Below are 21,076 nucleotides of genomic sequence, written 5' to 3' on the forward strand. Positions count from 1 at the left end.
CAGCCGCATATAACGGTTATTATCGCTACTTGCGGTCCGCAAGCGAGAGAGGAATGAGAAGAAATGTGTGGAATCACCGGATGGATTGATTGGAACAGCGACCTGAGCCATGAAGTCAGCAAGCTGGAAAAAATGACGGAGACGCTGGCATTGCGCGGACCGGATGCCTCCGGCATCTGGATGTCGGAGCATTGCGCGGTCGGCCATCGCCGCTTGTCCGTCATGGACCCCGAGAACGGAGCGCAGCCCATGATTCGCCGCTCCGGCGAAAATACGTATGTCATCGTCTATAACGGAGAGCTTTACAACGCTCCGGAGCTAAAGAAGGAGCTTCAGGACAGAGGACACCGGTTCACGACCAATTGCGACACCGAGGTGCTGCTCGTCGCCTATATCGAGTGGGGGGCTTCCTGCGTGGAGCGGTTTAACGGCATTTTCGCTTTCGCCATTTGGGATACGGCCGGGCAAAACCTCTTTCTGGCACGCGACCGGCTTGGCGTCAAACCTCTGTTTTACAGCACAAAAGGAAGCATGTTTTTGTTCGGTTCCGAGGTGAAGTCGATTTTGGCCCATCCGTCGTTTAAAGCGGAGGTGGGCGCCGAAGGGTTGGCCGAAATTTTTATCGTCGGTCCGGCCAGGACGCCCGGCCAAGGCATATATAAGGATCTGGCGGAGCTGAAGCCCGGTCAATGCATGACCGTAACGGCCGACGGCCACCGGATATCCGCCTATTGGAAACTGGAAGCATTGCCGCACGAAGACGACGTGGACGAAACGGCCGCCAAGGTTCGCGAGCTGCTTGCCGATACGGTCGAGCGCCAATTGATGTCGGACGTTCCCGTCTGCACGCTGCTGTCCGGAGGATTGGATTCCAGCGCTCTGACGACGCTGGCGGTACGCTACTACGAACGGACGGGGCAAGGCGAGGTCCATACTTATTCGGTAGACTATACCGATAACGACAAGCATTTCAAAGCGCACGCCTTTCAGCCCAATTCGGACGCGCCGTGGATCGAAAGAATGACCTCGTATCTCGGAACCGTGCATCACGCGGTGCAATTCGATACGCCCGAGCTTGTCGGAGCGCTGCATGACGCAACGATCGCGCGGGATTTCCCCGGCATGGCGGACGTGGACGCTTCGCTGCTCCTGTTCTGCCGCGAAATTAAAAAAGGCGCCACCGTAGCCATCTCCGGCGAGGCGGCGGACGAAGTATTCGGCGGATACCCTTGGTTCCACCGCGAAGACGCGCTCGGCGCAGACACTTTCCCTTGGTCGCTCGCCGCTCCGATGCGGGCCGGATTGCTGAACGAAGAAATCGCGGACTGGATTAAACCGCTTGAATATATCGGAGACCGTTATGCGGATGCCGTCGCCGAAGTTCCGTATCTCGGAAACGAAACGGAAAACGAGCGCAAAATGCGGAAGATGTCCTATCTCAACATTACCCGCTTTATGCCTACGCTGCTCGACCGCAAGGACCGGATGAGCATGGCCGCGGGCCTCGAGGTGCGGGTGCCGTTCTGCGACCACCGGCTTGTGCAGTATGTATGGAATATCCCCTGGGAAATCAAAACGTCGGGGGACCGGGAAAAAGGCATTTTGCGCAAGGCGCTGCGCGGCATATTGCCGGAAGACGTACTGACCCGCAAAAAAAGCCCCTACCCGAAAACTCATAACCCGAATTACTTGGCGGCCGTTAAAGGACTGCTGCTTGACGTGCTGAACGATCCCTCTTCTCCTTTATTGCCGCTCATCAATGTCGCGAAAGTAAGGGAGCTTGCGGAATCCGACTCGGCCGCCAGCAACGTTCCGTGGTTCGGCCAGCTGATGTCCGGGCCGCAATTGTTCGCTTATCTATACCAAGTGAATCTGTGGCTCAAAAAATACGGCGTCGTCATTAAATAAATATGCGGCATCGGGCGGAAACATGCACTAAATCCGCCTTTGCCGCATAGATGCCAAACGTCGTTTACATGCTCACTCCGTCATCCGAGAAGCTCCATCAGCCGCGCGAGCGCAGCCCCGCGATGGCTGATGCTTTGTTTCTCCTCCTTGGACAACTCCGCCATGAACCGGCCGAGCTGCGGCAGCCAAAACAGCGGATCGTATCCGAAGCCGCCGCTGCCGCGCGGCTTGGAGGCAATGTATCCGTCGACCGTGCCTTCCGACTCGATGTAACGGCCCGTTGCCGGATCGTACAGCGCCAAAGCGCACACGAACTGCGCCCGGCTCAGAAGCCGGGTGCCGTCCGGCAGCGGCTCGGCCGCGTCGGCTTGCGGCAGCGCCTTAAGCTCGCGCAGCAGCTTGGCGTTGTTGTCGCTGTCGGCTGCGCCTTCGCCGGCATAACGGGCCGAATACACGCCCGGCGCTCCGCCAAGCGCCTCGACGCGCAGCCCGGAGTCGTCGGCAAGGGCGATGACGCCAAGGGCGTCGCCTGCCGTCTTCGCTTTCGTCCGCGCATTTTCCGCAAAGGTAACCCCGTACTCCGGAATGTCCGGCAGTTCGGGAAAATCGTTCAGGCTGGCCACCGTTCGGCCCAGCTTGCCGAAAGCATGGGCGAATTCCTGCACTTTGCCCTTGTTTTTCGTTGCGATCAGAATAACGCCTTCGGACAGCCCCGCCATGTTATTCCCCTCCGATCCGGTCCGCGATGTCGCCGAGCGCTTCGATCTGCTTGCCGATCAGCTCTTGGATGCCCGCTTCCGCCAGCGCCAGCAGCCCGTTCAGCTCCTCGCGCGAGAACGGCTCCTCTTCGCCCGTTCCTTGCACCTCGACGAATTTGCCGCCGCCGGTCATGACGACGTTCATGTCGACCTTCGCCTTGGAATCTTCTTCGTAATTCAGATCGAGCACCGGAGTATTATGTATGACGCCTACGCTGACCGACGCTAGAAAGTCGGTTATCGGAAATTTCGCAAGCTTTGCCGTTTGCGAAATTTTGTTGACGGCAAGCGCAAGGGCGATAAACGAACCGGTAATGGACGTCGTTCTCGTGCCGCCGTCCGCTTGAATGACGTCGCAGTCCAGCGTGATCGTCCGTTCGCCGAGCGCCTGCAAGTCTACGACGGAACGCAAGGCCCGGCCGATCAAACGCTGGATTTCCATCGTGCGCCCCGACAGCTTGCCCTTGTTCGCTTCCCGCTGGTTGCGGGAGTGGGTCGCGCGCGGCAGCATCGAGTATTCCGCCGTTACCCAGCCTTTGCCTTGCCCCTTCATAAACGGCGGGACGCGCTCTTCGACGCTGGCGGTGCATATTACTTTCGTGTCGCCGAATTCGATCTGCACCGAACCTTCCGCATATTTGTTAACGCCTGTCGTTATCGTTACCGGCCGAAGCTGGTTCGGTTGCCGACCGTCATTTCTCATGTCCATATCCTCCTGAATCTTCAATACAATCGTTCCTATTTTATCAAAGTCCATCGCGAAAAGCATCTTTCGCCCCGTAACGTATCCTCCCCAAAAGTGACGCGATGCTCTGTGGCCAATTCCGATTACTTTTGGGGGAACCCCCCGTAACCAATCCCCCAAAAGTGACGCGAAGCTCTGCGGCCAATTCCGATTACTTTTGGGGGAGCCCCCCGGAAAAAGAAAAAGGAGAGCGGGACTGTACCAGTCCCTCCTCTCCTGACGGCCGGCGTCATGATTTTAAGGCGTTGACGTGATGCGGCCGCTCTACCGGCTGGTTATAGGAATTGTTGTTTTCGTCCACAATATTCGAATCGCCGTTCAGCCGGATTTGCACTTGCTTGGCCTCCGTATTTTCCGTGACGGACAGGATGACGGCCTGCAGCAATTCTTGCGGGATCGGATCGCCGGCCTGGTAAGCGGAATCCTCGAAATCGACCGTGGCGACTCCTTCGTTCACTTCCACGTTTTTGACGAGAAAGTCCGGAGTGACGACCGCGGTGAGCGGGGATCCGTTCAGCGGACCGGACACAAGCTGCTCCATCGCGGCCTCGGCTGGAGCGTCCGTGCGCGGTATGAGCCGGGTAACCGGAACGTAATACTGCTCGTTGTCGGCCGTTTGCGAAGAGAAGTAAAGCGTTACCGGCGTCGACTGGGACAACGTTACGCCGCTTGCCGTCTCCAGGTTAATGCCGATGGATCGGGTAAGGGGCTCGTCTAGCGGGAAGCTGTCTACCGGCATCTCGGCCAGCTTCTCCCCTTGCACGGACAGCTCGACCTGCTCGATGCCGCTCATCGCCGTCAGCGTCCATGTGATCGCTTCGACCATCGGACGCTCGTCCTGCGCGTTATACGAGACGAACGATTCCGAGAAATCGACTTTGGCCAGCTTCTGCTCGGGGTCGATCGTAAAGGAATTGATTTGCGTGCCTTTGGGCAGCAGAGCCCGGAAATCCGATGGAATGGCGGCCGCGTATTCGCCGTCTTCCACCATCAGCGCCAGCGCCTTCTCGCCGGCTTGTTCGTCTTGTCCAAGCGCGACGGGGATCGACACGGGCGCCAGATAACCGTCGGCATTTTGCAAATAAACGGTTAACCGGGTTTGCTCGCCCTGCACTTCTTGAGCCGTATCGGGCTGGCCAACCTGCGAACCGGCATTCGTCGGCGCGTCGCTTTCCGATACGACGTCTTGCGGCGGGTCGATCGCGCTCGTCTCCTCCGTAAATAGTCCGCAGCCGGCCGTTACGAGCGGTATGACGAGCATCCCTCCGATAGCGGCTCTGCGAATCCAGCGCAGTTGGTTCATATTGACCTTTCCTCCCATTCGATATTTGCTTTCAGAGGCGGCTTTGTACAACTCCTCTTTTGTAGTACTATGTATACGAGCCCTGCTGCGCGGTTAGACCATATTTGTCCACAAAATGATAAGGGGGTACGAAAAGCTTGACGGACGAGCATCTGTACAGCTTAAACAGCAAAAAAGTCGAAGCGGCAACCGACGAATGGCTTGCCAAACGCGGCGTAACGAGAGAGGCGATCGCCGAGCTCGTATTCTTTCTGCAGAAGGATTACTACCCGGATTTATCGGTTGAAGAATGCCTGGGCAGCGTCAACGCCGTCTTATCGAAGCGTGAAGTGCAAAACGCCGTCCTCACCGGCATCCAGCTCGACGTGCTGGCGGAGGAAGGCAAGCTGATTTCCCCGCTGCAAGAAATGATTTATAACGACGAAGGCTTATACGGCTGCGACGAAATTTTGGCCTTTTCGATCATCAATGTATACGGAAGCATCGGCTTTACCAACTTTGGCTACATCGACAAAGTGAAGCCGGGCATTCTGGAAAAGCTGAACGATCGAACGGACAAGGAAATCCATACGTTCCTTGACGATATCGTAGGCGCCGTCGCCGCTTCGGCGGCCAGCCGCATCGCCCACCGCAAGCAGGCGGAACGCGAGTCCAACATGAACGCGCCGATCGATTGACGAATTTCACACAATAAAATCCCGTCCCACTGGATACAGTGAAACGGGATTTTTTACGTTATCCTACTCTCCGGATTTCCGATAGGAGATCATGTCCCCGCCGCCCGAGAGCGCTCGCTCGGCCCGGCCGCGGCGTTCCAAATAATAAAGATGGGCAAGCGTTTCCGCCATCGCAAAACGCAAATTGTGCGGATTCGACCGCAGCCTTTCGCCGAAATGCAACTCGCATAGCTCGAACCCGGTCCTCGGCTGCGTCAATTGTTCCAGCATATCGGCAAGCCGGCGTTCGTGATGGAGCCGGAGCTCCTCCGTCCTCTCCGCAAATCCCGCAAACGGATCGCGATGGCCCGGGAACGCCAGCTTCACCCGCAGCCGCCCCAGCTCCGACAAGCTGTCCAAAAATGTGGAAAGAGGATCGTCGTCTTCCCCGGGAACGACGCCGACATTCGGCGTAATGCGGGGCATGACCTGATCGCCGCATAGGATAACTTCCTTCTCGCGGGAATAAAACAACACCTGTCCCAGCGCATGGCCGCCTGCGCCGATCAGCTCCCATTCCAGCCCTCCGAATTTCATGCGCTCCCCGGCTTCTATAAAAGTTACTTCCGGATGCGGCGTAACCCGCTTATAAAAAGAAGCAAAATCGCGGTCGATCGCGTCCGCCAATTCGCCCGGCATGCCGTGCTTCCGAAACAGCGCCGATAACTCCTCGCTTGAAGCGCCTTCTTCTCCCCATAAACGCTGGGTATACGCGAATGCTTCCCTCGTCATGTAAACCGGCGCGCCCGAACGTTGCTGAAAATAGCCGGCTAATCCGTAGTGATCGGGATGCTGGTGAGTAAGCACGATCCTCCGGATATCATGAAACGAAATCCGGCGGCGCTCCATGACGCTCTCCCAGGCGGCTATCGCTTCCTCCGTCCGCAGCCCCGGGTCGATCACGGTATAGCCGTCCGGTTCGGGCAGCACATAACTGTTCACCCACCTCAGCGAGAACGGCAGCGGCACTTTCACCTGAAGCCATCCCCCCTCCCATTCGGTTGTCTCGATTTCTCGACTGTCTTCCAAATCCATCCCCGCCTTTCTTATGCAAGTATTGTACTCCAAGCCGCACCGGAAAGCATAATTTCCGGCTTATTCGCGCAAAATAACGCAGTTACTGGAAAAGGCTGCCGGAGAATGCCGTGACGGCCGATCCGGGCGGGACAGGTTCAAAAACCGATTAAAGGAAGGTTCCCTTTATGCTCGAACGCTTGAAACAGCTGCTCGCAGCTTCCATCGATATAAAAATGACGACGCAAACGAACAGCGAGCTGAGCATCGAAGTCGCTTATATCGCTCCGTTATGCGACGAAAAGCTGGTCAATGAGTTTATTTTCGTTCCATTCGCGAAGGAAATCGTATCGTTCCGCAAGGAACTGCATACCATTCCGCAATATATCAAGGTTCACGATCCGGCAACCTGGACCGAACTGCTCCTTAGCGGGTTCGTCCTGATCGAAGCCGACGGAGAGATCTATTCGTTTTACGCCGCGCGGATCATTAGCGATTTAAGCCCGGTTACGACCGTAGAGAACGCCATCCAGGGACCCCAGCTCGCCTTGAACGAAGACGTCGAGAAATCGCTCAATCTGCTTCGGACGATGTACCCGAGTCCCGAGTTCGCCTCGGAAGAGCATACGCTCGGCTATTTGTCCAAGACGCCGGTCGTGCTTGCTTACGACCAGAAACGGGTCGATCCGGTCGTGCTGAGAAATGTCAGGAAAAAACTGACCGAGATCGAAACCGAAATGATCCAGGCGGCAGGCGAAATCGCCCGCGAGCTTGTCGGTGGCCGGAAGCATTTGTTTCCTACGGTGCTGGTGACCGAACGGCCGGACCGTATTACAAGAGCGCTGGCGCAGGGGAAAATAACTTTGCTCATCAAAGGAAGCCGTTTCGGCTTGATTTTGCCGGCTACTTTCTTTGATTTCATGCATGCGGTAGAAGACGACTACGAAAGCTTCTGGATGACGCGGACGCTGCTTATTTTGCGGTATATCGCCGTCATTCTGACGGTTGTGCTTCCCGCGATTTATATCGCCCTCGCTTCCTACAATCCGGAGCTGGTCCGGGTGCAGCTTGCTTTTTCGGTTAACGGGAGCCGGGCCGCTGTGCCTTACCCTTCGTTTATCGAAGTGATGCTTATGTTATTTATGATCGAAGCGCTGGTCGAGGCCAGCACGAGGCTGCCCCGCTATATCGGATCGACGGCAACGACGGTAGGCGGCTTGATTCTCGGCCAAGCGGCCCAACAGGCCGGCCTTGTCAGCAGCATTATGATTATCGTGACGTCCGTGGTCGCCATCTCCAACTTTGTCGTCCCAATCAATCCGCTTATGACCTCGGTCCGTTTTTTGAAATACACGCTAATTCCGCTGGCCGTCTTTTTCGGCATTTCGGGAGTTACGGTCGGCTTCTTTGCCATTCTCGTTTATATGTGCAACTTGCGCAGCTTCGGCAAGCCGTACTTGCGCATATTCGGTGATTTGCAGAAACAACAGGGCGATATCGGGCAGGTGAACAGCAAATGAACAGGTACTTTTATTACAGCGTGATGTTGGCCAGCATGATGAACATTCTTTTTTACATACCGAAGTTTCTCATCCATCAAAGGTATACCGGGGCGGTTTCCTCCCTTCTTGTGGGAGGAGCCGCGGGCTCTCTTTTGGCCTTTCTGTTTCTGAATGCGATTCAGCGTTTTCCCGGCAAAGGCTTGCCCGAAATTTTGGAAACGGTACATAACAAACCGGTATCCCGGTTTTTCTCTTTTATATTCGGATTGCACTGGTTTTGCGCGGCCTTGCTTCCGCTTGTCGATTATGCCTACGTATTAAACCGGTTTTTGAACCCGGACGCGACTCCGATCGCCATTCTGATTCTGCTCGCTCTTGTTTGTACGTACGCCGCGTCCCGCTCGTTGCTAACCGTCGCTTTACTGATGGAACTGGGGTTAATCCTTAACGCCCCGATCGCCATATTCATCATGGCGAAAGCTTTGACGAGCGATACCTTCAACTGGGACGCCGTGCGCACGGTCGCGAACTACGTGACGGTTGCGCCGAATTATGCCGCAATAGCCGCAGCTTCCTATACGTTCATAGGATATATGCATATGTGCATCTTCAACCGGTTGTTTCCGCCGAACTTTCGTTATCGTTTTTACATTTGGCTTATCCCGATGATCGGATTTGCGTTTTTGCTCGTTTCGTTTTTTGTCCCGATCGCCTTTCACGGCACCGAGACTGTTGCCGCGTATATGTACGTATGGACGGTTACGGCCGATTCGATGGTTATGTCTTACGGCTTCATCGAGCGGGTGTTGTTCCTGTTTTTGTTCGTATTTCTTAATCTTTCGCTCATTCACTCCATGTCCGTCTGGCATCAGAGCATGGAGTTTTTCAAGAGCGCCTTCTGGAAAAAGAAACCGCAAGTCGACTCGCCCGAAACCCCGGTTGCCAACTATGTGATTTGCGGCGTGTTTCTGGCCATTACGATCGTCTTTATGATTTTAACCGACGAACGGGATACTTTTATCCTGACGCTCCAATGGGTCAAATTCCGGTTCGTATTGGAAATCGTTCTGGTCCTTTGGATATTTGTCATCAGCAGGAAAGGAAGGGAAAAGCATGCGGCCAGGTCATCGTAAACGGCGTATACTGCTTGTTCCGCTGCTGCTTCTTCTGTTTGCGCAAGGCTGCGGTTTCAAAGATATCGACAAACGTTTTTTTATCGTGGCAACCGGCATTGACGCTTCCGGCGACGAAGACAAGCCGTACCGGGTCACGATACGCCTGGCCATTCCTTCGCCTCAAGTCGAACCGGGCAAATCCAAAGCGGAGATCGAAACGATCGATGCGCCGACGGTGGCCGAGGCGATGCGCCTCCTTAAATCGCATGTCGACAAGGAGCTGGATTTCGGCCATTGCAAAATATTTTTATTGGGCGAGAAGCTGGCGGCAAACGGATATAAAGAGGTGCTGGAATGGATGATGCGGAGAAGAGACATTCAAAACGTGGCGGACGTTGCCGTCGGTATTCCCGATACGGAGAAGATTCTGCACATCGAGCCGGTATCGGAGCGATATCCGGGCAATGCGCTGTTTTTTAGCTTTGGCGCGGACGGAACGGATTCCTCCTACATTGTCGTCAAATCCGTTTCGGAGTTTTCCAGAAGGGCTTACGAGAAAGGGTTGGACCCGATTCTGCCGGTCATCAAAGGCGAGAAACAAGGTTATATCATCAACCAGGCGGCGGTTTTCAATAAAAGCAGCATGGCGATGATGCTCTCGCCGGAAGAGACGCAAACCTATTTGCAGGTCGCGGAACGATTTTCGAATTCCTCGATCACGGCAAAAATCGAGTCCAAATCCGTTGTATTGGCCGTTAATTATATTCAGACGAGATATAAATTCAAAAATTCCAACGAGATACCCGTACTCGAGATGAATATCAGAGCGCGCGCATTGATCGATGAAGCCCCTCGAGGCATGTTTGATCAAGAATGGGGAAGCATTGAGAAGCAAATATCCGAACAATATGCGGAGCAAGTCCGACGCCTTCTCGTAAAGCTGCAAAAGGCGGGCGTCGACCCGATCGGCTTCGGTTTAAATTACCGCGCCAACCATCCGGGCAACCAGGCGTTCGAGGAATGGAAAAAAATATATCCGAAATTGAAATTCGAGATCAAATGCGATATTAAAATCGAGGGCACCGGTTTAATTGAGTAAATGTAAAAACGCTCCTTGCACCCGGGACGTTAATTGCATCCCATCGTACAAGGAGCGTTTCTGTCTGGGACACGCCGGAAGCATAACCGTTAAGAGCCAATCTACAGAACCTGCTTGTTACTCCCTTGTCGTTCTTATCCCTTTTGCTCAGTCAACATCATCCGGCATGGCCGGCTCTTCAGAGCCCAGTCCCCCGACGTCAATGACTTTGCAGGAACGCTTCGATCTCCGAGCGCGTCGGGACCGAGGTCTGTGCGCCGGCTCGGGTTACGCCGATCGCCGATGCCGCCGATGCGAACCGGAGCGCCTCGGCCGGCTCGATACCGTTCAAGCTTGCGGCGGCATACGCGCCGATAAACGTATCGCCTGCAGCCGTCGTATCGACCGGGCTGACGCGAAATGCCGGGATCCGGTGCCTGCGCCCGGACCGGTCGGCATAAAAGCAGCCTTCCGCTCCCAGCGTTATAATCGCCGCTTCCACTCCCTTTTGAAGCAAACCGCTTGCAGCCTCCTCAAGACCGGAATCATCGTCCGGACGGATTCCGGTAATCGTCTCCGTCTCGGTTTCGTTCAATATAATCGTGTGAACGAAGGGCAGCGATTCGTCGGGAACGGGAGCTGCCGGCGCGGGATTATAAAAAACGCGGGCCCCCGTTTTGGATGCGTGGTTCAAGACGGCTTGATTCGTAGCCCAAGGAATTTCGTTTTGCAGCAAAATGACAGTGTCTTTGCTCCAGCTTTCGGCGCTTCTGCCGACCAATGTCCAATCGACGAGGGCGTTCGCTCCTTCGCAAAGCACGATTTGATTTTCGCCGTTCGCCGAAACCGTAATAAAGGCCATTCCCGATATTCCCTGCACGACGGAAATCTCGTCCGTTCCTACCCCGTATTGCTTCAGCGATTGCAGAAGGGGCTCGCCGAACGCATCGCTGCCGACGGCCCCGACCATGACGGTTGAAGCGCCCGCAAGCGAAGATGCAACCGCCTGATTCGCTCCTTTGCCGCCTGGATGAAAAGCAGCTCCGCGGGCATGTATCGTTTCGCCCGGCTTCGGAAATTGCTCGACGCTGCTGACTACGTCCATGTTAATGCTGCCAACGACGATAATGTTACGCATAACCGTATCTCCTGTTCTCTAATCTATTCGTTTGCCGAAGCTCCGCGATGGTGCCGGCTCCGATTCCGAACATAGCGGTACGAAGCTCGAATTCGATCCGTTCGAATTGTGCGGCAAGCGTCTCCACCGCCTTTGCCCTGCTCTTCTCTGCCGCATTCGGCAGCAAAATCCGGCCGAACCCGGCCAAATCGGCACCGAGCGCGATCGCTTTCGCCGCGTCGACGCCGCTTTTCAGCCCGCCGCTGGCGATAACCGACGTTGCCGGAGCCGCTCGTTTTACATCGATCAACGCTTCCGACGTCGAGATTCCCCAGTCTGCAAAAGCTTCGGCCGCCTGGCGCCGCATCGGCGTCGTGCGGAATTTTTCGACCTGGCTCCAAGAAGTGCCTCCCGCGCCCGCTACGTCGATGAAGGCAATGCCCGCTTCCGCCAGCCTCTCCGCAGTATCGCCGTCTATCCCCCAGCCAACTTCCTTTATGCCGACGGGAACGCTCAATGCATCGCAGACATCCTTAATTTTGCGCAATAAACCGCGAAAATCCGTATTCCCTTCCGGCTGGAACACTTCCTGCATGCCGTTTAAATGCAGCACAAGCGCATCCGCTTCCGCCATTTCCACCGCCCGGATGCAATCGCCCCAATCGAAGCCGTAGTTCAGTTGAACCGCCCCCAGATTGGCGATAACCGGCACATGCGGGGCTTCGTTTCTTATGTAAAAAGAAGCGGCCAGTTCTTCTTTCTCGATAGCCGCGCGCATGGAACCAAGCCCGATCGCCCAGCCGCGCGCCTCGGCGACCTCGGCCAAACGGCGGTTGATGTCGCCGGACTCGCTTGTTCCGCCCGTCATGGAGCTGACCAGGAGCGGCGTTTTTAACGCTTTGCCAAGCCAGGTCGTACTTATGTTGATGTCGTCGAAGGACAACTCCGGGAGGGCGTTATGGCGAAACCGGAAACGCTCGAAGCCGGTCTCGATGCCAGCTCCGTTTACATCCTCCTGCAAGCAAATCCGAATATGCTCGCCCTTCCGTTTTGAAGTGGAATCTCCTTCCAACGAGGCTTCCGGCCTCTGCGTCATGAACGTTCCTCCTAAAAGGTTTTTTAGAATACGCAACGAGATTCGTTGCGGGATAAAAAAGCCTGCTTCGTAAGCGTTGCTTGGTTTTTTAGAATACGCAACTGGATACGGTGCGGATAAAAAGCCTGCTTCGTAAGCGTTGCTTGGTTTCTATAGAATAATCGCCGGGATAGGTTGCGGGCCGAGAAAAACTGCTGTTGAAGCCCTTCGAGGATGAGCGTTCGCGTTTACATGATTGTTTTTGGCCTAGGCTTTAAAAACTTCACCCTATCTTTTAATCATACAATTATTCTATTTTAGTGTAAATGCGGACCGGACTGATCAACGGATTATACAATCGGCGTCACAATAATGATTAACAAAATCATAATATTGATTGATATGCTCAAATATCTATTGTTCCGAGTCATTTTTTGCCTTACAATGAAATCAAGAAGATGGATAAAGGAGGAAACAGCATGCAGATTATCCGATTCGATACGGCCGGAGAGCTTGACGCTTACGCGGCCAACGTTATGGCCGAGACGATAAAATCCAAGAACAATCCGGTTTTAGGATTGGCTACAGGCTCCACGCCGCTCGGCATTTACGACAAAATGGCGGAATTATACCGCGGCGGACAACTTTCCTTCGAACGCGTGACGACTTTTAATCTGGACGAATACGTCGGCTTGCCTGCAAACCACGAACAAAGTTATGCTTATTACATGAGTAAGCACCTGTTTTCCAAAATTAACATTCCGAAAAATCAAACAAACCTGCCGAACGGCATCGCAGAAAATTTGGAGCAGGAATGCGCCGGCTACGAAGCGAAGCTGGAATCGCGTCCCATCGACATTCAGCTGCTCGGTCTCGGGCATAACGGCCATATCGGATTCAACGAGCCGGGCGAGACGCTGTCCGGAAAAACCCATGTGGTGGAGTTGAAGCCGGAAACGCGAAAAGCGAACGCGCGGTTTTTCGATTCGCTCGACGATGTCCCGAAGTACGCCGTTACGATGGGCGTTGGATCGATTTTGAAAGCAAATACGATTATGTTGGCGGTACGGGGCGCAGACAAGGCGGCGATCGTACGCGAAGCGCTGACCGGTCCTATTACGACGAAAGTGCCGGCTTCTTTGCTTCAGACGCATCCCCGCGTACTTGTGCTGCTGGACCGCGAAGCGGGAAGGATGTTGGAACGATGAACGAAGCAGAAAACAATTGGCTCATCCGTAATGTCAATATCGTGCTGGAAGACCGGACGGTCAAAGGGGCCGTAAAGGTTCGCAACGGCGTCATCGACCGGATTGTGCCGGAAGGGGAGCTTGCCGTTCCAGAAGAAGGAGAACGCTTAAACGAGACGGACGGACGGAACGGCTGGCTGCTTCCGGGCTTTATCGACATTCATGTGCACGGCGGCTTCGGATCGGATTTTATGGATGCCGGCCGCGACAGCTACGACGCCATAACCCGCTTCCATGCGGCAAACGGCACGACAGGCATGCTGGCGACGACGGTTACGGCTTCGAAGCAAGCGATCGACGCGGTGCTTGAAGCGGCAGCCGAATACCGCGCTCGGCCGATGCCTTACGCCGCTTTGTACGGCGTTCATCTGGAAGGCCCTTTTATTAGCGAGAAGTGGCCCGGCGCCCAGAATCCGGCGTTTATTGCCGATCCGCGTCTGGACTGGCTTGAGGAATGGGTCGGCCGTTACCCCGGCCTTGTAAAGATGGTGACGTTGGCGCCGGAAAAAAACGGAGCGATCGAAGCCGTATCTTGGCTGGCGAAGCAAGGCGTTATTGCTGCCGCGGGTCATACCGACGCTTTATATGCCGATATGGAGAGAGCGGCGAATGCCGGGCTCACGCATGCCGTCCATACATATAACGCCATGCGCGGCCTGCACCACCGGGAACCCGGCACGCTTGGCGCGGTATTGTCCGACGACCGGATCTACGCGGAGGTTATTGCGGACGGGCATCATGTCCACCCGGCGGCGATATCGCTCCTCGCTTCGGCGAAGCCGGCCGACAAGCTGATATTGATTACCGACGCCATATCGGCTGCCGGCATGCCCGACGGCGACTATGATCTTGGAGGTCTTCCCGTCGTCATGAGCGGAGGCGTCGCGAGACTGAAGGACGGCGGCGGCAATTTGGCCGGAAGCTGTCTGACGATGATCGGCGCGGTCCGCTATATGCTGGCGAACACGAATCTCGGCATCGTCTCGGTAAGCCGGCTGGCAAGCGGCAATCCGGCTAAGCGCCTAGGTCTATACGGCGATACCGGCTCCATAGCGGCAGGCAAACGAGCCGATCTCGTCCTGACCGATGAAAAGTTCGATGTTGTTGGCACATGGGTAGCCGGCAACCGGGTATTCGAGGCATAGCGTTAATGCTTCATACTTCATATTGCTTCGTCGCCCATGGCGGAAGTTTTCACAATCCCGCTGCTCAAGCGGCAATGTTAAAGCGATACATCCTAGCGTTTTTAAAAAAAGAGTCGGCATTCGCCAAAGCGGCGAAGCCGACTCTTTTTTTTCACAAATTAAGGCTCTCTCATTTCCGGGGAAATGAACGCCGTTATGCCTGTTCGGCGACATAAACTTGAATGCCGTTCTCCGCAGCCGCCGCGGATAAAGCTTCCGGCAGCGGCTTATCGGTTATGAACGCTTGAATTTCGGACAAATCGGCGATGGAAAACAAAGAAGACTTGCCTACCTTCGTTTCGTCGAACACGGCGTAAGTGTACTGGGAACGCTGAATAAGCGCCTTTGCGATTTGCGCCTCCTGCTCGGAATAAGTCGTTATGCCGTTGGCTTCGGAAACGCCGTCCACCCCGATAAACATCTTGCCGATATTCAAATGGGCAACCATTCCTTCTCCCAACGGTCCGCACAGTTCAAAGCTGTTATGCCGCATAATGCCGCCGGTTACGACAACCTGAACGCCGCTTCCCGCAAGCTCCATCGCGATATTGACCGCATTCGTTACGACCGTGATGCCGCTTCTCGTTTTCAGCATTTTGGCGATTAAATAATTCGTTGTACCGCCCGAAAGGCCGACAATATCCCCTTCTTCGATCAAGGTTGCCGCAACGGCGGCGATTCTTTCCTTTTCGAGATAGGACAAGCCTTCCTTCTCGGAGAACGGAAGCTCGCGCACCGCGTTTAATCCGTCGTACATGGCCCCGCCAATCGTGCGGATCAGCGGATAAGCCGCCTCCATTTGCTCTAAATCCCTTCTTGCTGTCGCTTCAGAGCAGCCGAATTTCTCGACGATTTCTTGAATCGTAATGCGGCCCTGCTGCTTTAACAGCTGCAGGATGCCTTCCCTGCGACGCTGCCCTTTCGAGGCGGCCAATTCTCCGCTCATTTACCGTTCCACCCACGCTTTATTGCCAAGTCTTTGCTCTACCGCGCTCCATTCTGGCAGCGCTTCCCAATCGCCCCGCATTTGAACGACCAACGAACCGTTTACGCTGGCAAGACGAACCGCCTCATGCGGCGACATCCCCTTCACCAGGCCAGCCAAAAATCCGGCGCAAAAGCCGTCGCCGGCTCCGACCGTATCGATAACCTGCTCGGCCGGGTAAAACGGAACGACGGTCTCCGCGCCATTGTCGAGAACGACCGTATTGTCGCCTCGTCCTTTAATGACCGTAACCGCGCGGAGAGATGCCAGTTCATCCTTCACCTTGTCGTAATCGTCGGTATCGTACAGCAGCTTAAGCTCGTCCCAACCCGGCAAAAAATAATCCGCTTCCGCCGCAAGCGGCAGCAGCGCTTCCCTTGCCTCTTCGATCGTCCACAGCTTTAAGCGCAAATTCGGATCAAAGCATACTTTGACGCCCGCATCCTTCGCAATGCCGATCGCCCGGCGGACGGTCCTTCTGCAATTTTCGCTGAGCGCCGCGGTAATTCCCGTCACATGCAAAATTTTCGCCCCGCGAATATACGCCTCGTCCAGCTGGTCCTCGGTCATGCGGCTCGCTGCGGAATGCTTGCGGTAATAGTGTACGGACACCCTGCCCGCCACCTTCTCCCGGAACATCAGTCCGGTAGGAGCCTCGCCGCTTAAGCGCGCCCGCGATACGTCAACGCCTTCGGCCCGCAGCGCTTTTAGAATCATTTTGCCAAACGGGTCGTCCCCCAAGGTCCCGAACCAGCCGGAAGAAACGCCCAGCCGCGCAACCCCGATCGCGACGTTGCTTTCCGCTCCGCCGAAGCTTTGCTCCAGCGTTGCCGCCCGCTCCAGAGCGCGATGCTCCTCCGGCATAAACAAGGCCATCGATTCCCCGAACGTAATAATATCTGGCGATGATTGCTGCATCCTCTCTCCTCCTGCAATTGGAATGATCAAGCCGTTAGGCGTATATCGGGAAAGCCATAAAATAGATCACGATAATGTAAAGAACGAGAACGATGAGACTAAGCAAACGCGCCTTGCCGATGAAAGCCGTTGCGCTCTGTCCCGCTTGAATGGACGAAACGACTTGCTTCAGCGGCTTGGAAATAATGCCGGAGAAAGCGGCGATCGCAAGAAACAACACGATCACAAGCACGATCCAAAAGACGGAATAGTCCGATTGCGAAATCAAATAGCCGCCGGTCAGAAGTTGAATAATGAGGCAATATTGGACGATCCGGTTGGCAACGGCCAGACCTTCCGCCAAGCCTTGCTGTCCGGCTCCCGCCAACTTGGATGCACGGCCGATCATAATGGGGAGCACGATATAGAAGCCCATACCGACAGCTCCAAGCAAATGCAAGAACCAAAAAACTTCATTCATTCCTTTTTTCCTCCCGATGATTCGCTCTTCAATTTTTAATTAGTCACTTAAGCAATCGCTTTCTCAAGCAATATTCTACCAAACAGTATACTAGAAGAGCGGCTTTAGGACAAATGCTTCCCTGCACGCGCCGAGGCGCGGATAAGAATGTCGGCCTTCTCTCCGCCTACTGAGCTCCGATATCCTGCCGTCTTCTGTAGCCATGCTTCACAAGCACGCCATGAATCGCAAAATAGTCTACTTCATCCGGCAGTGCATCTTTAATGGGCTTCAGTTTGTCCGCGCCAAGCTCCCTGACGGCGTTCACGATCAGCTGCTCCTGCCCGGGCGGAATGATGCGGTCCCAGTCCAGCTCCTCGCCTTCTTCCGCGCATCGGATAATATGTCCTTCCACGGTTACTTTCCCGAGGCCTCTCGCTTCGGCAATTTCCTTCGGCGACATCCCGCTCCGGAACAGATGCAGCGAATTCATATGGCTCGGAAGCTCCGGATCGTCCGACGCGCCGCCGTTCGGTCCCCGCGAAGACGCTGCGGACGAAGATGCTGCGGACGAAGCCGCCTTTGCCGTGTCTGAAGCCGCCCCGGCGATGATCCGGAGAATGGCTTCGCCGTATTTGTCCGCTTTCGCGGACCCGATCCCTTTCACTTGAAGCAGTTCCTCAATCGTTGCCGGCTGAATATCGGCCAGTTCCTTCAACGTCGAATCAAAAAACAGCATAAACGGCGGAACGCCTTCCTTCGCCGCCGCCAGCTTGCGCCACTCGCGAAGCGCCGCAAAAACGGGGGAAGCGAGCCTTTCGTCCGACGCCGCTTGACGTTTGACGGAAGTCCGCAGCCGCTGCATGACACGCTCCTTCCCTTCCAGTACCGGAAGCGCGCCAGCCGTCAGCGACACGGTCGGATATTGGCCTTCGCTTAGCTTTAAGTACCCTTCCGCCGCAAGCCAATACAGCCAATCCGCGATTTCCCTCTCCGGCCAATTCGAGAAAAGCCCGTAGGTGGAAAGCCGGTCAAGGCCAAATTCCAACACCCGCTTGTCGCGAGACCCTTTAAGCACTTTCGCGACCATCGTGACGCCAAACCGGCCTTTCATCCGGCCGACGCAGGACAATGCCTTCTGCGCTTCGGCCGTTCGCTCTACAAGCTCGCTTTTGTCCAGGCAGCTGCTGCATTTGCCGCAGGACTCGACGCCGCTTTCCCCGAAATAATCGACGATAAACTGCTGCAGGCAACGCTGCGTGCGGCTGTAGTTCGCCATTTGATACAGCTTGGACAGCTGTACCGACTTGCGGCTGTCGTCGCCGGCGCCCTGCTCGATCAGGAACCGCTGCACCTGAATGTCTTGCGGCTCAAACAGCAGCACGCATTCGCTCTCCTCGCCGTCACGCCCCGCGCGGCCGGCCTCCTGATAATACGATTCGATATCGCCGGGCATCTGCCAATGAAGCACGTACCTGACATTCGGCTTGTCGATCCCCATGCCGAAAGCGTTGGTGGCGACCATGATTCTGATTTCATCGAACCGGAACTTCTCTTGCGCGTCGGCGCGCTCCGTATCGGACATGCCGCCATGATATTTGCCCGCGGCAAAGCCGGCGGCCGACAGCAGCTCGTGAACATGCTCCGCTTCCTTGCGCGTCGCCGTATAGACGATGCCCGACTGCTCGCGCCTCTCCTCGGCGAACCGAAGCAGAAACCTTTTGCGGTCGGCCCCCGTCACGACGGACAATGCCAGATTCGGCCTTGCGAAGCCGGTGACGAATACGTTCGGTTCGTGCAAACCGAGCATGCGGATAATATCGTCCGCAACCTCCCGCGTGGCCGTTGCGGTAAACGCCGCGACAAGCGGCCGGTTCGCCATACGGCTGATCCATCCGGCAAGCTGGCGGTAGCTCGGGCGGAAATCGTGACCCCATTGCGATACGCAATGCGCTTCGTCAATGGCGATAAGCGGTATTCCCAGCTGCTCTGCAAGCGAAGCGAACATCGGGGCGTCGAGACGCTCCGGCGCGACGTACAGCAGCTTATATTCGCCCGCGACGGCGTTTCTCATCACGTCCCGGTATTCGGCCGCGCTAAGCGAGCTGTTCAAATAAGCGGCAGGCACGCCCAGACGGTTAAGCGAATCGACCTGATCCTTCATCAACGAAATTAACGGGGATATGACAAGCGACGTCCCCGGGAGCAGCAGCGCCGGAATCTGATAACAGATCGATTTGCCGCCCCCGGTCGGAAGAACGGCAAGCGTGTCGCGCCCGTCCAATATGCCGCCGATAATCTCTTCCTGCCCTTTTCGGAATGCGTCGTAACCGTATATCTGCTTAAGCTTGTCCTTCGCTTGTTGAAGCATAATGAACTCTCCTTGCCTTTTAATCATTGCGGTCCGCAAGCGGAAACGGCTTTGTCCTCGTCCAAGGACGAACCGTTTCGCCGGGAAATATAAAGCGGTGAATAAAGCCAATTTGGAAATCCTTATATCGGGACATGTCCTCTTTCAGAAAGAAGACCCCTACACTATAATAGCGCAGGGGTCCTCCCTATCCAAATCATTAAATTCGTTGGTGCGAAAATTAACCGTTCACCACTTGAATGACATTGCGCACGGATTGAGCCGATTTGTCGAGCGCCGCTTTCTCTTCCGGCGTAAGATCAAGCTCGATCACTTTCTCGATGCCGTCCCCGCCGATAACGGCCGGCACGCCCATAAACAAGTTGTCGTAGCCGTATTCCCCTTCCAGCAAAGCAATGACCGGAATAATGCGCTTCTTGTCTTTCAGCACCGCTTCCGTCATTTGAACGAGGGAAGCCGCCGGCGCATAATACGCGCTGCCGTTGCCGAGCAGGTTTACGATTTCGCCGCCGCCGACGCGGGCGCGCTGCACGATCGCTTCGATCCGGTCGGCAGGAATAAGCTTTTCGATCGGAATGCCCGCGACGTTCGAGTAGCGGACAAGAGGCACCATGTCGTCGCCGTGTCCGCCAAGCACGAAGCCGCGGACGTCTTCGACGGATACGTTAAGCTCTTGCGCGATAAACGTGCAGTAACGGGCGGTGTCCAGAACGCCGGATTGGCCGATCACGCGATTTTTCGGAAAACCAAGCGTTTGGTAGGCTACATAGGTCATGGCGTCGACCGGGTTGCTCAGGACGATGACATAAGCGTTCGGGCTTGTCGCTTTTACGCTCTCGCAGACCGACTTCACGATTCCCGCGTTCGTGTTCACGAGGTCGTCTCGGCTCATCCCGGGCTTACGGGCTACGCCGGCGGTAATGATCACGACGTCGGAATCTTTCGTGTCCTCATAGTTGGAAGTACCGACAATATTGGAGTCCACGCCTTGAACCGGCGTCGATTCCAGCATATCGAGGGCCTTGCCTTTTGTCGGGTTCTCGAGCTGCGGAATGTCGACGAGGACGATGTCCCCGAGTTCCTTTTGCGCAAGCATCAAAGCCGTTGTCGCGCCGGTAAAGCCTGCGCCAACCACCGTAATTTTTCTGCGTTTAATAGCCATCTTGTAAGCACCCTCCTGATTCAAGTTTCACCCAGGCCCTATATAGGGCTTCTACCAAAGATATCGAAACCTCTAAGGGATCCAACCAAAGGCTCCCAACCCCCAAAATCGAGGGGATCCCAACCCCCTAAATCCCCCTTGTCGTAAGGGGGACCCCAAGGGGCTTCGCCCCTGAAGGCCACCCCAAAACGAACTAACGACGGATCGCAAGAGTGCGTTCCCCGAAACCGAGTGCTCCAACCGCTTAGTCCCTTCGGGACCCGCTTCTCCGTTTATTGTCCCTGCGGGACGAAAACGTTATCCCTCCCGGGATACAAAGCCTTGTTCCTTCGGTACAAAAACAATGCGGGAAGACCCGCAGAGCCATCTCCCAGCTTCAAGACGATAGTCAGTAGGTTAAAAGCAGAAAAAATGTGAACTGCAGGACCGTTAACGGTAT

The 21,076-nt window shown here is 55.4% G+C and carries 18 protein-coding genes; 7 read left to right on the top strand and 11 right to left on the bottom strand.

All coding sequences use genetic code 11. The annotated features are described in order from the left end of the window. Positions 1–63 precede the first annotated feature (63 nt). The gene (gene asnB, locus ACFSW5_RS01260) at positions 64–1,908 is read left to right on the top strand and encodes an asparagine synthase (glutamine-hydrolyzing) (protein WP_379268857.1); all 1,845 of its coding nucleotides are present in this window, start codon (positions 64–66) and stop codon (positions 1,906–1,908) included. An 80-nt stretch (positions 1,909–1,988) separates the two neighbouring features. Here the strand turns inward: asnB and rdgB are convergent, their stop codons facing one another. From rdgB to ACFSW5_RS01275, 3 genes are all read right to left on the bottom strand, one after another. Beyond that, the gene (gene rdgB / locus ACFSW5_RS01265; RefSeq protein ID WP_379268860.1) at positions 1,989–2,627 is read right to left on the bottom strand and encodes an RdgB/HAM1 family non-canonical purine NTP pyrophosphatase; all 639 of its coding nucleotides are present in this window, start codon (positions 2,625–2,627) and stop codon (positions 1,989–1,991) included. A 1-nt stretch (position 2,628) separates the two neighbouring features. Then, the gene (rph, locus tag ACFSW5_RS01270; protein ID WP_379268862.1) at positions 2,629–3,369 is read right to left on the bottom strand and encodes a ribonuclease PH; all 741 of its coding nucleotides are present in this window, start codon (positions 3,367–3,369) and stop codon (positions 2,629–2,631) included. A 271-nt stretch (positions 3,370–3,640) separates the two neighbouring features. Next, on the bottom strand, positions 3,641–4,714 hold the full coding sequence (locus tag ACFSW5_RS01275) for a GerMN domain-containing protein (protein WP_379268864.1): 1,074 nt from the start codon (positions 4,712–4,714) through the stop codon (positions 3,641–3,643). A 137-nt stretch (positions 4,715–4,851) separates the two neighbouring features. Here ACFSW5_RS01275 and ACFSW5_RS01280 point away from each other — a divergent pair, with 137 nt between their 5' ends. Further along, positions 4,852–5,391, top strand: coding sequence for a phosphatidylglycerophosphatase A family protein (locus ACFSW5_RS01280; protein ID WP_379268866.1), 540 nt, complete (start codon positions 4,852–4,854; stop codon positions 5,389–5,391). Between the two features lie 63 nt (positions 5,392–5,454). Here the strand turns inward: ACFSW5_RS01280 and ACFSW5_RS01285 are convergent, their stop codons facing one another. Continuing rightward, a complete protein-coding gene (locus ACFSW5_RS01285; protein WP_379268868.1) occupies positions 5,455–6,465 on the bottom strand; it encodes an MBL fold metallo-hydrolase in 1,011 nt (336 codons plus the stop codon). A gap of 167 nt (positions 6,466–6,632) precedes the next feature. Here ACFSW5_RS01285 and ACFSW5_RS01290 point away from each other — a divergent pair, with 167 nt between their 5' ends. The 3 genes from ACFSW5_RS01290 to ACFSW5_RS01300 are packed head-to-tail and all read left to right on the top strand — an operon-like array spanning position 6,633 to position 10,160. After that, positions 6,633–7,964 carry a spore germination protein gene (locus tag ACFSW5_RS01290; protein ID WP_379268870.1) on the top strand — a complete coding sequence of 444 codons (1,332 nt, stop codon included), beginning with the start codon at positions 6,633–6,635 and terminating at the stop codon, positions 7,962–7,964. Beyond that, positions 7,961–9,079 (top strand): GerAB/ArcD/ProY family transporter, encoded by a 1,119-nt coding sequence (locus tag ACFSW5_RS01295; RefSeq protein ID WP_379268872.1) that lies wholly within the window; start codon positions 7,961–7,963, stop codon positions 9,077–9,079. Before ACFSW5_RS01290 ends, ACFSW5_RS01295 begins: the two co-directional genes overlap by 4 nt. Then, complete coding sequence (locus ACFSW5_RS01300; RefSeq protein ID WP_379268874.1) at positions 9,060–10,160, top strand: Ger(x)C family spore germination protein; 1,101 nt, start codon at positions 9,060–9,062, stop codon at positions 10,158–10,160. The genes ACFSW5_RS01295 and ACFSW5_RS01300 overlap by 20 nt, the downstream gene beginning before the upstream one ends. Positions 10,161–10,359: 199 nt before the next feature. On the opposite strand, the gene rbsK is transcribed toward ACFSW5_RS01300, so the two are convergent. Together rbsK and fni are read right to left on the bottom strand one after the other, a co-directional pair. Beyond that, a complete protein-coding gene (gene rbsK / locus ACFSW5_RS01305; protein ID WP_379268876.1) occupies positions 10,360–11,277 on the bottom strand; it encodes a ribokinase in 918 nt (305 codons plus the stop codon). Next, on the bottom strand, positions 11,270–12,352 hold the full coding sequence (fni, locus tag ACFSW5_RS01310) for a type 2 isopentenyl-diphosphate Delta-isomerase (RefSeq protein ID WP_379268879.1): 1,083 nt from the start codon (positions 12,350–12,352) through the stop codon (positions 11,270–11,272). The genes rbsK and fni overlap by 8 nt, the downstream gene beginning before the upstream one ends. Before the next feature lie 458 nt (positions 12,353–12,810). On the opposite strand from fni, the gene nagB reads away from it, so the two are divergent. Both nagB and nagA read left to right on the top strand, forming a co-directional pair. Further along, positions 12,811–13,539, top strand: a complete 729-nt coding sequence (gene nagB / locus ACFSW5_RS01315) for a glucosamine-6-phosphate deaminase (RefSeq protein WP_379268881.1) — start codon at positions 12,811–12,813, stop codon at positions 13,537–13,539. Further along, complete coding sequence (gene nagA / locus ACFSW5_RS01320) at positions 13,536–14,723, top strand: N-acetylglucosamine-6-phosphate deacetylase (RefSeq protein ID WP_379268884.1); 1,188 nt, start codon at positions 13,536–13,538, stop codon at positions 14,721–14,723. The genes nagB and nagA overlap by 4 nt, the downstream gene beginning before the upstream one ends. 193 nt (positions 14,724–14,916) lie before the next feature. Here nagA and ACFSW5_RS01325 read toward each other — a convergent pair whose 3' ends face one another. From ACFSW5_RS01325 to mdh, 5 genes are all read right to left on the bottom strand, one after another. Beyond that, complete coding sequence (locus tag ACFSW5_RS01325) at positions 14,917–15,708, bottom strand: DeoR/GlpR family DNA-binding transcription regulator (protein ID WP_379268886.1); 792 nt, start codon at positions 15,706–15,708, stop codon at positions 14,917–14,919. Continuing rightward, the gene (locus tag ACFSW5_RS01330; protein ID WP_379268889.1) at positions 15,709–16,665 is read right to left on the bottom strand and encodes a sugar kinase; all 957 of its coding nucleotides are present in this window, start codon (positions 16,663–16,665) and stop codon (positions 15,709–15,711) included. Between the two features lie 34 nt (positions 16,666–16,699). Beyond that, complete coding sequence (locus tag ACFSW5_RS01335) at positions 16,700–17,125, bottom strand: hypothetical protein (RefSeq protein ID WP_379268891.1); 426 nt, start codon at positions 17,123–17,125, stop codon at positions 16,700–16,702. 166 nt (positions 17,126–17,291) lie between these two features. After that, entirely contained in the window at positions 17,292–19,475 is a 2,184-nt protein-coding gene (gene recQ / locus ACFSW5_RS01340) for a DNA helicase RecQ (RefSeq protein ID WP_379268893.1), read from the bottom strand. Positions 19,476–19,695: 220 nt separating this feature from the next. Further along, on the bottom strand, positions 19,696–20,637 hold the full coding sequence (gene mdh, locus ACFSW5_RS01345; protein WP_379268895.1) for a malate dehydrogenase: 942 nt from the start codon (positions 20,635–20,637) through the stop codon (positions 19,696–19,698). Between the last annotated feature and the right edge of the window lie 439 nt (positions 20,638–21,076).

It is taken from the genome of Paenibacillus thailandensis, assembly GCF_042685365.1.
Taxonomy (GTDB): Bacteria; Bacillota; Bacilli; order Paenibacillales; family Paenibacillaceae; genus Paenibacillus_AP; species Paenibacillus_AP thailandensis.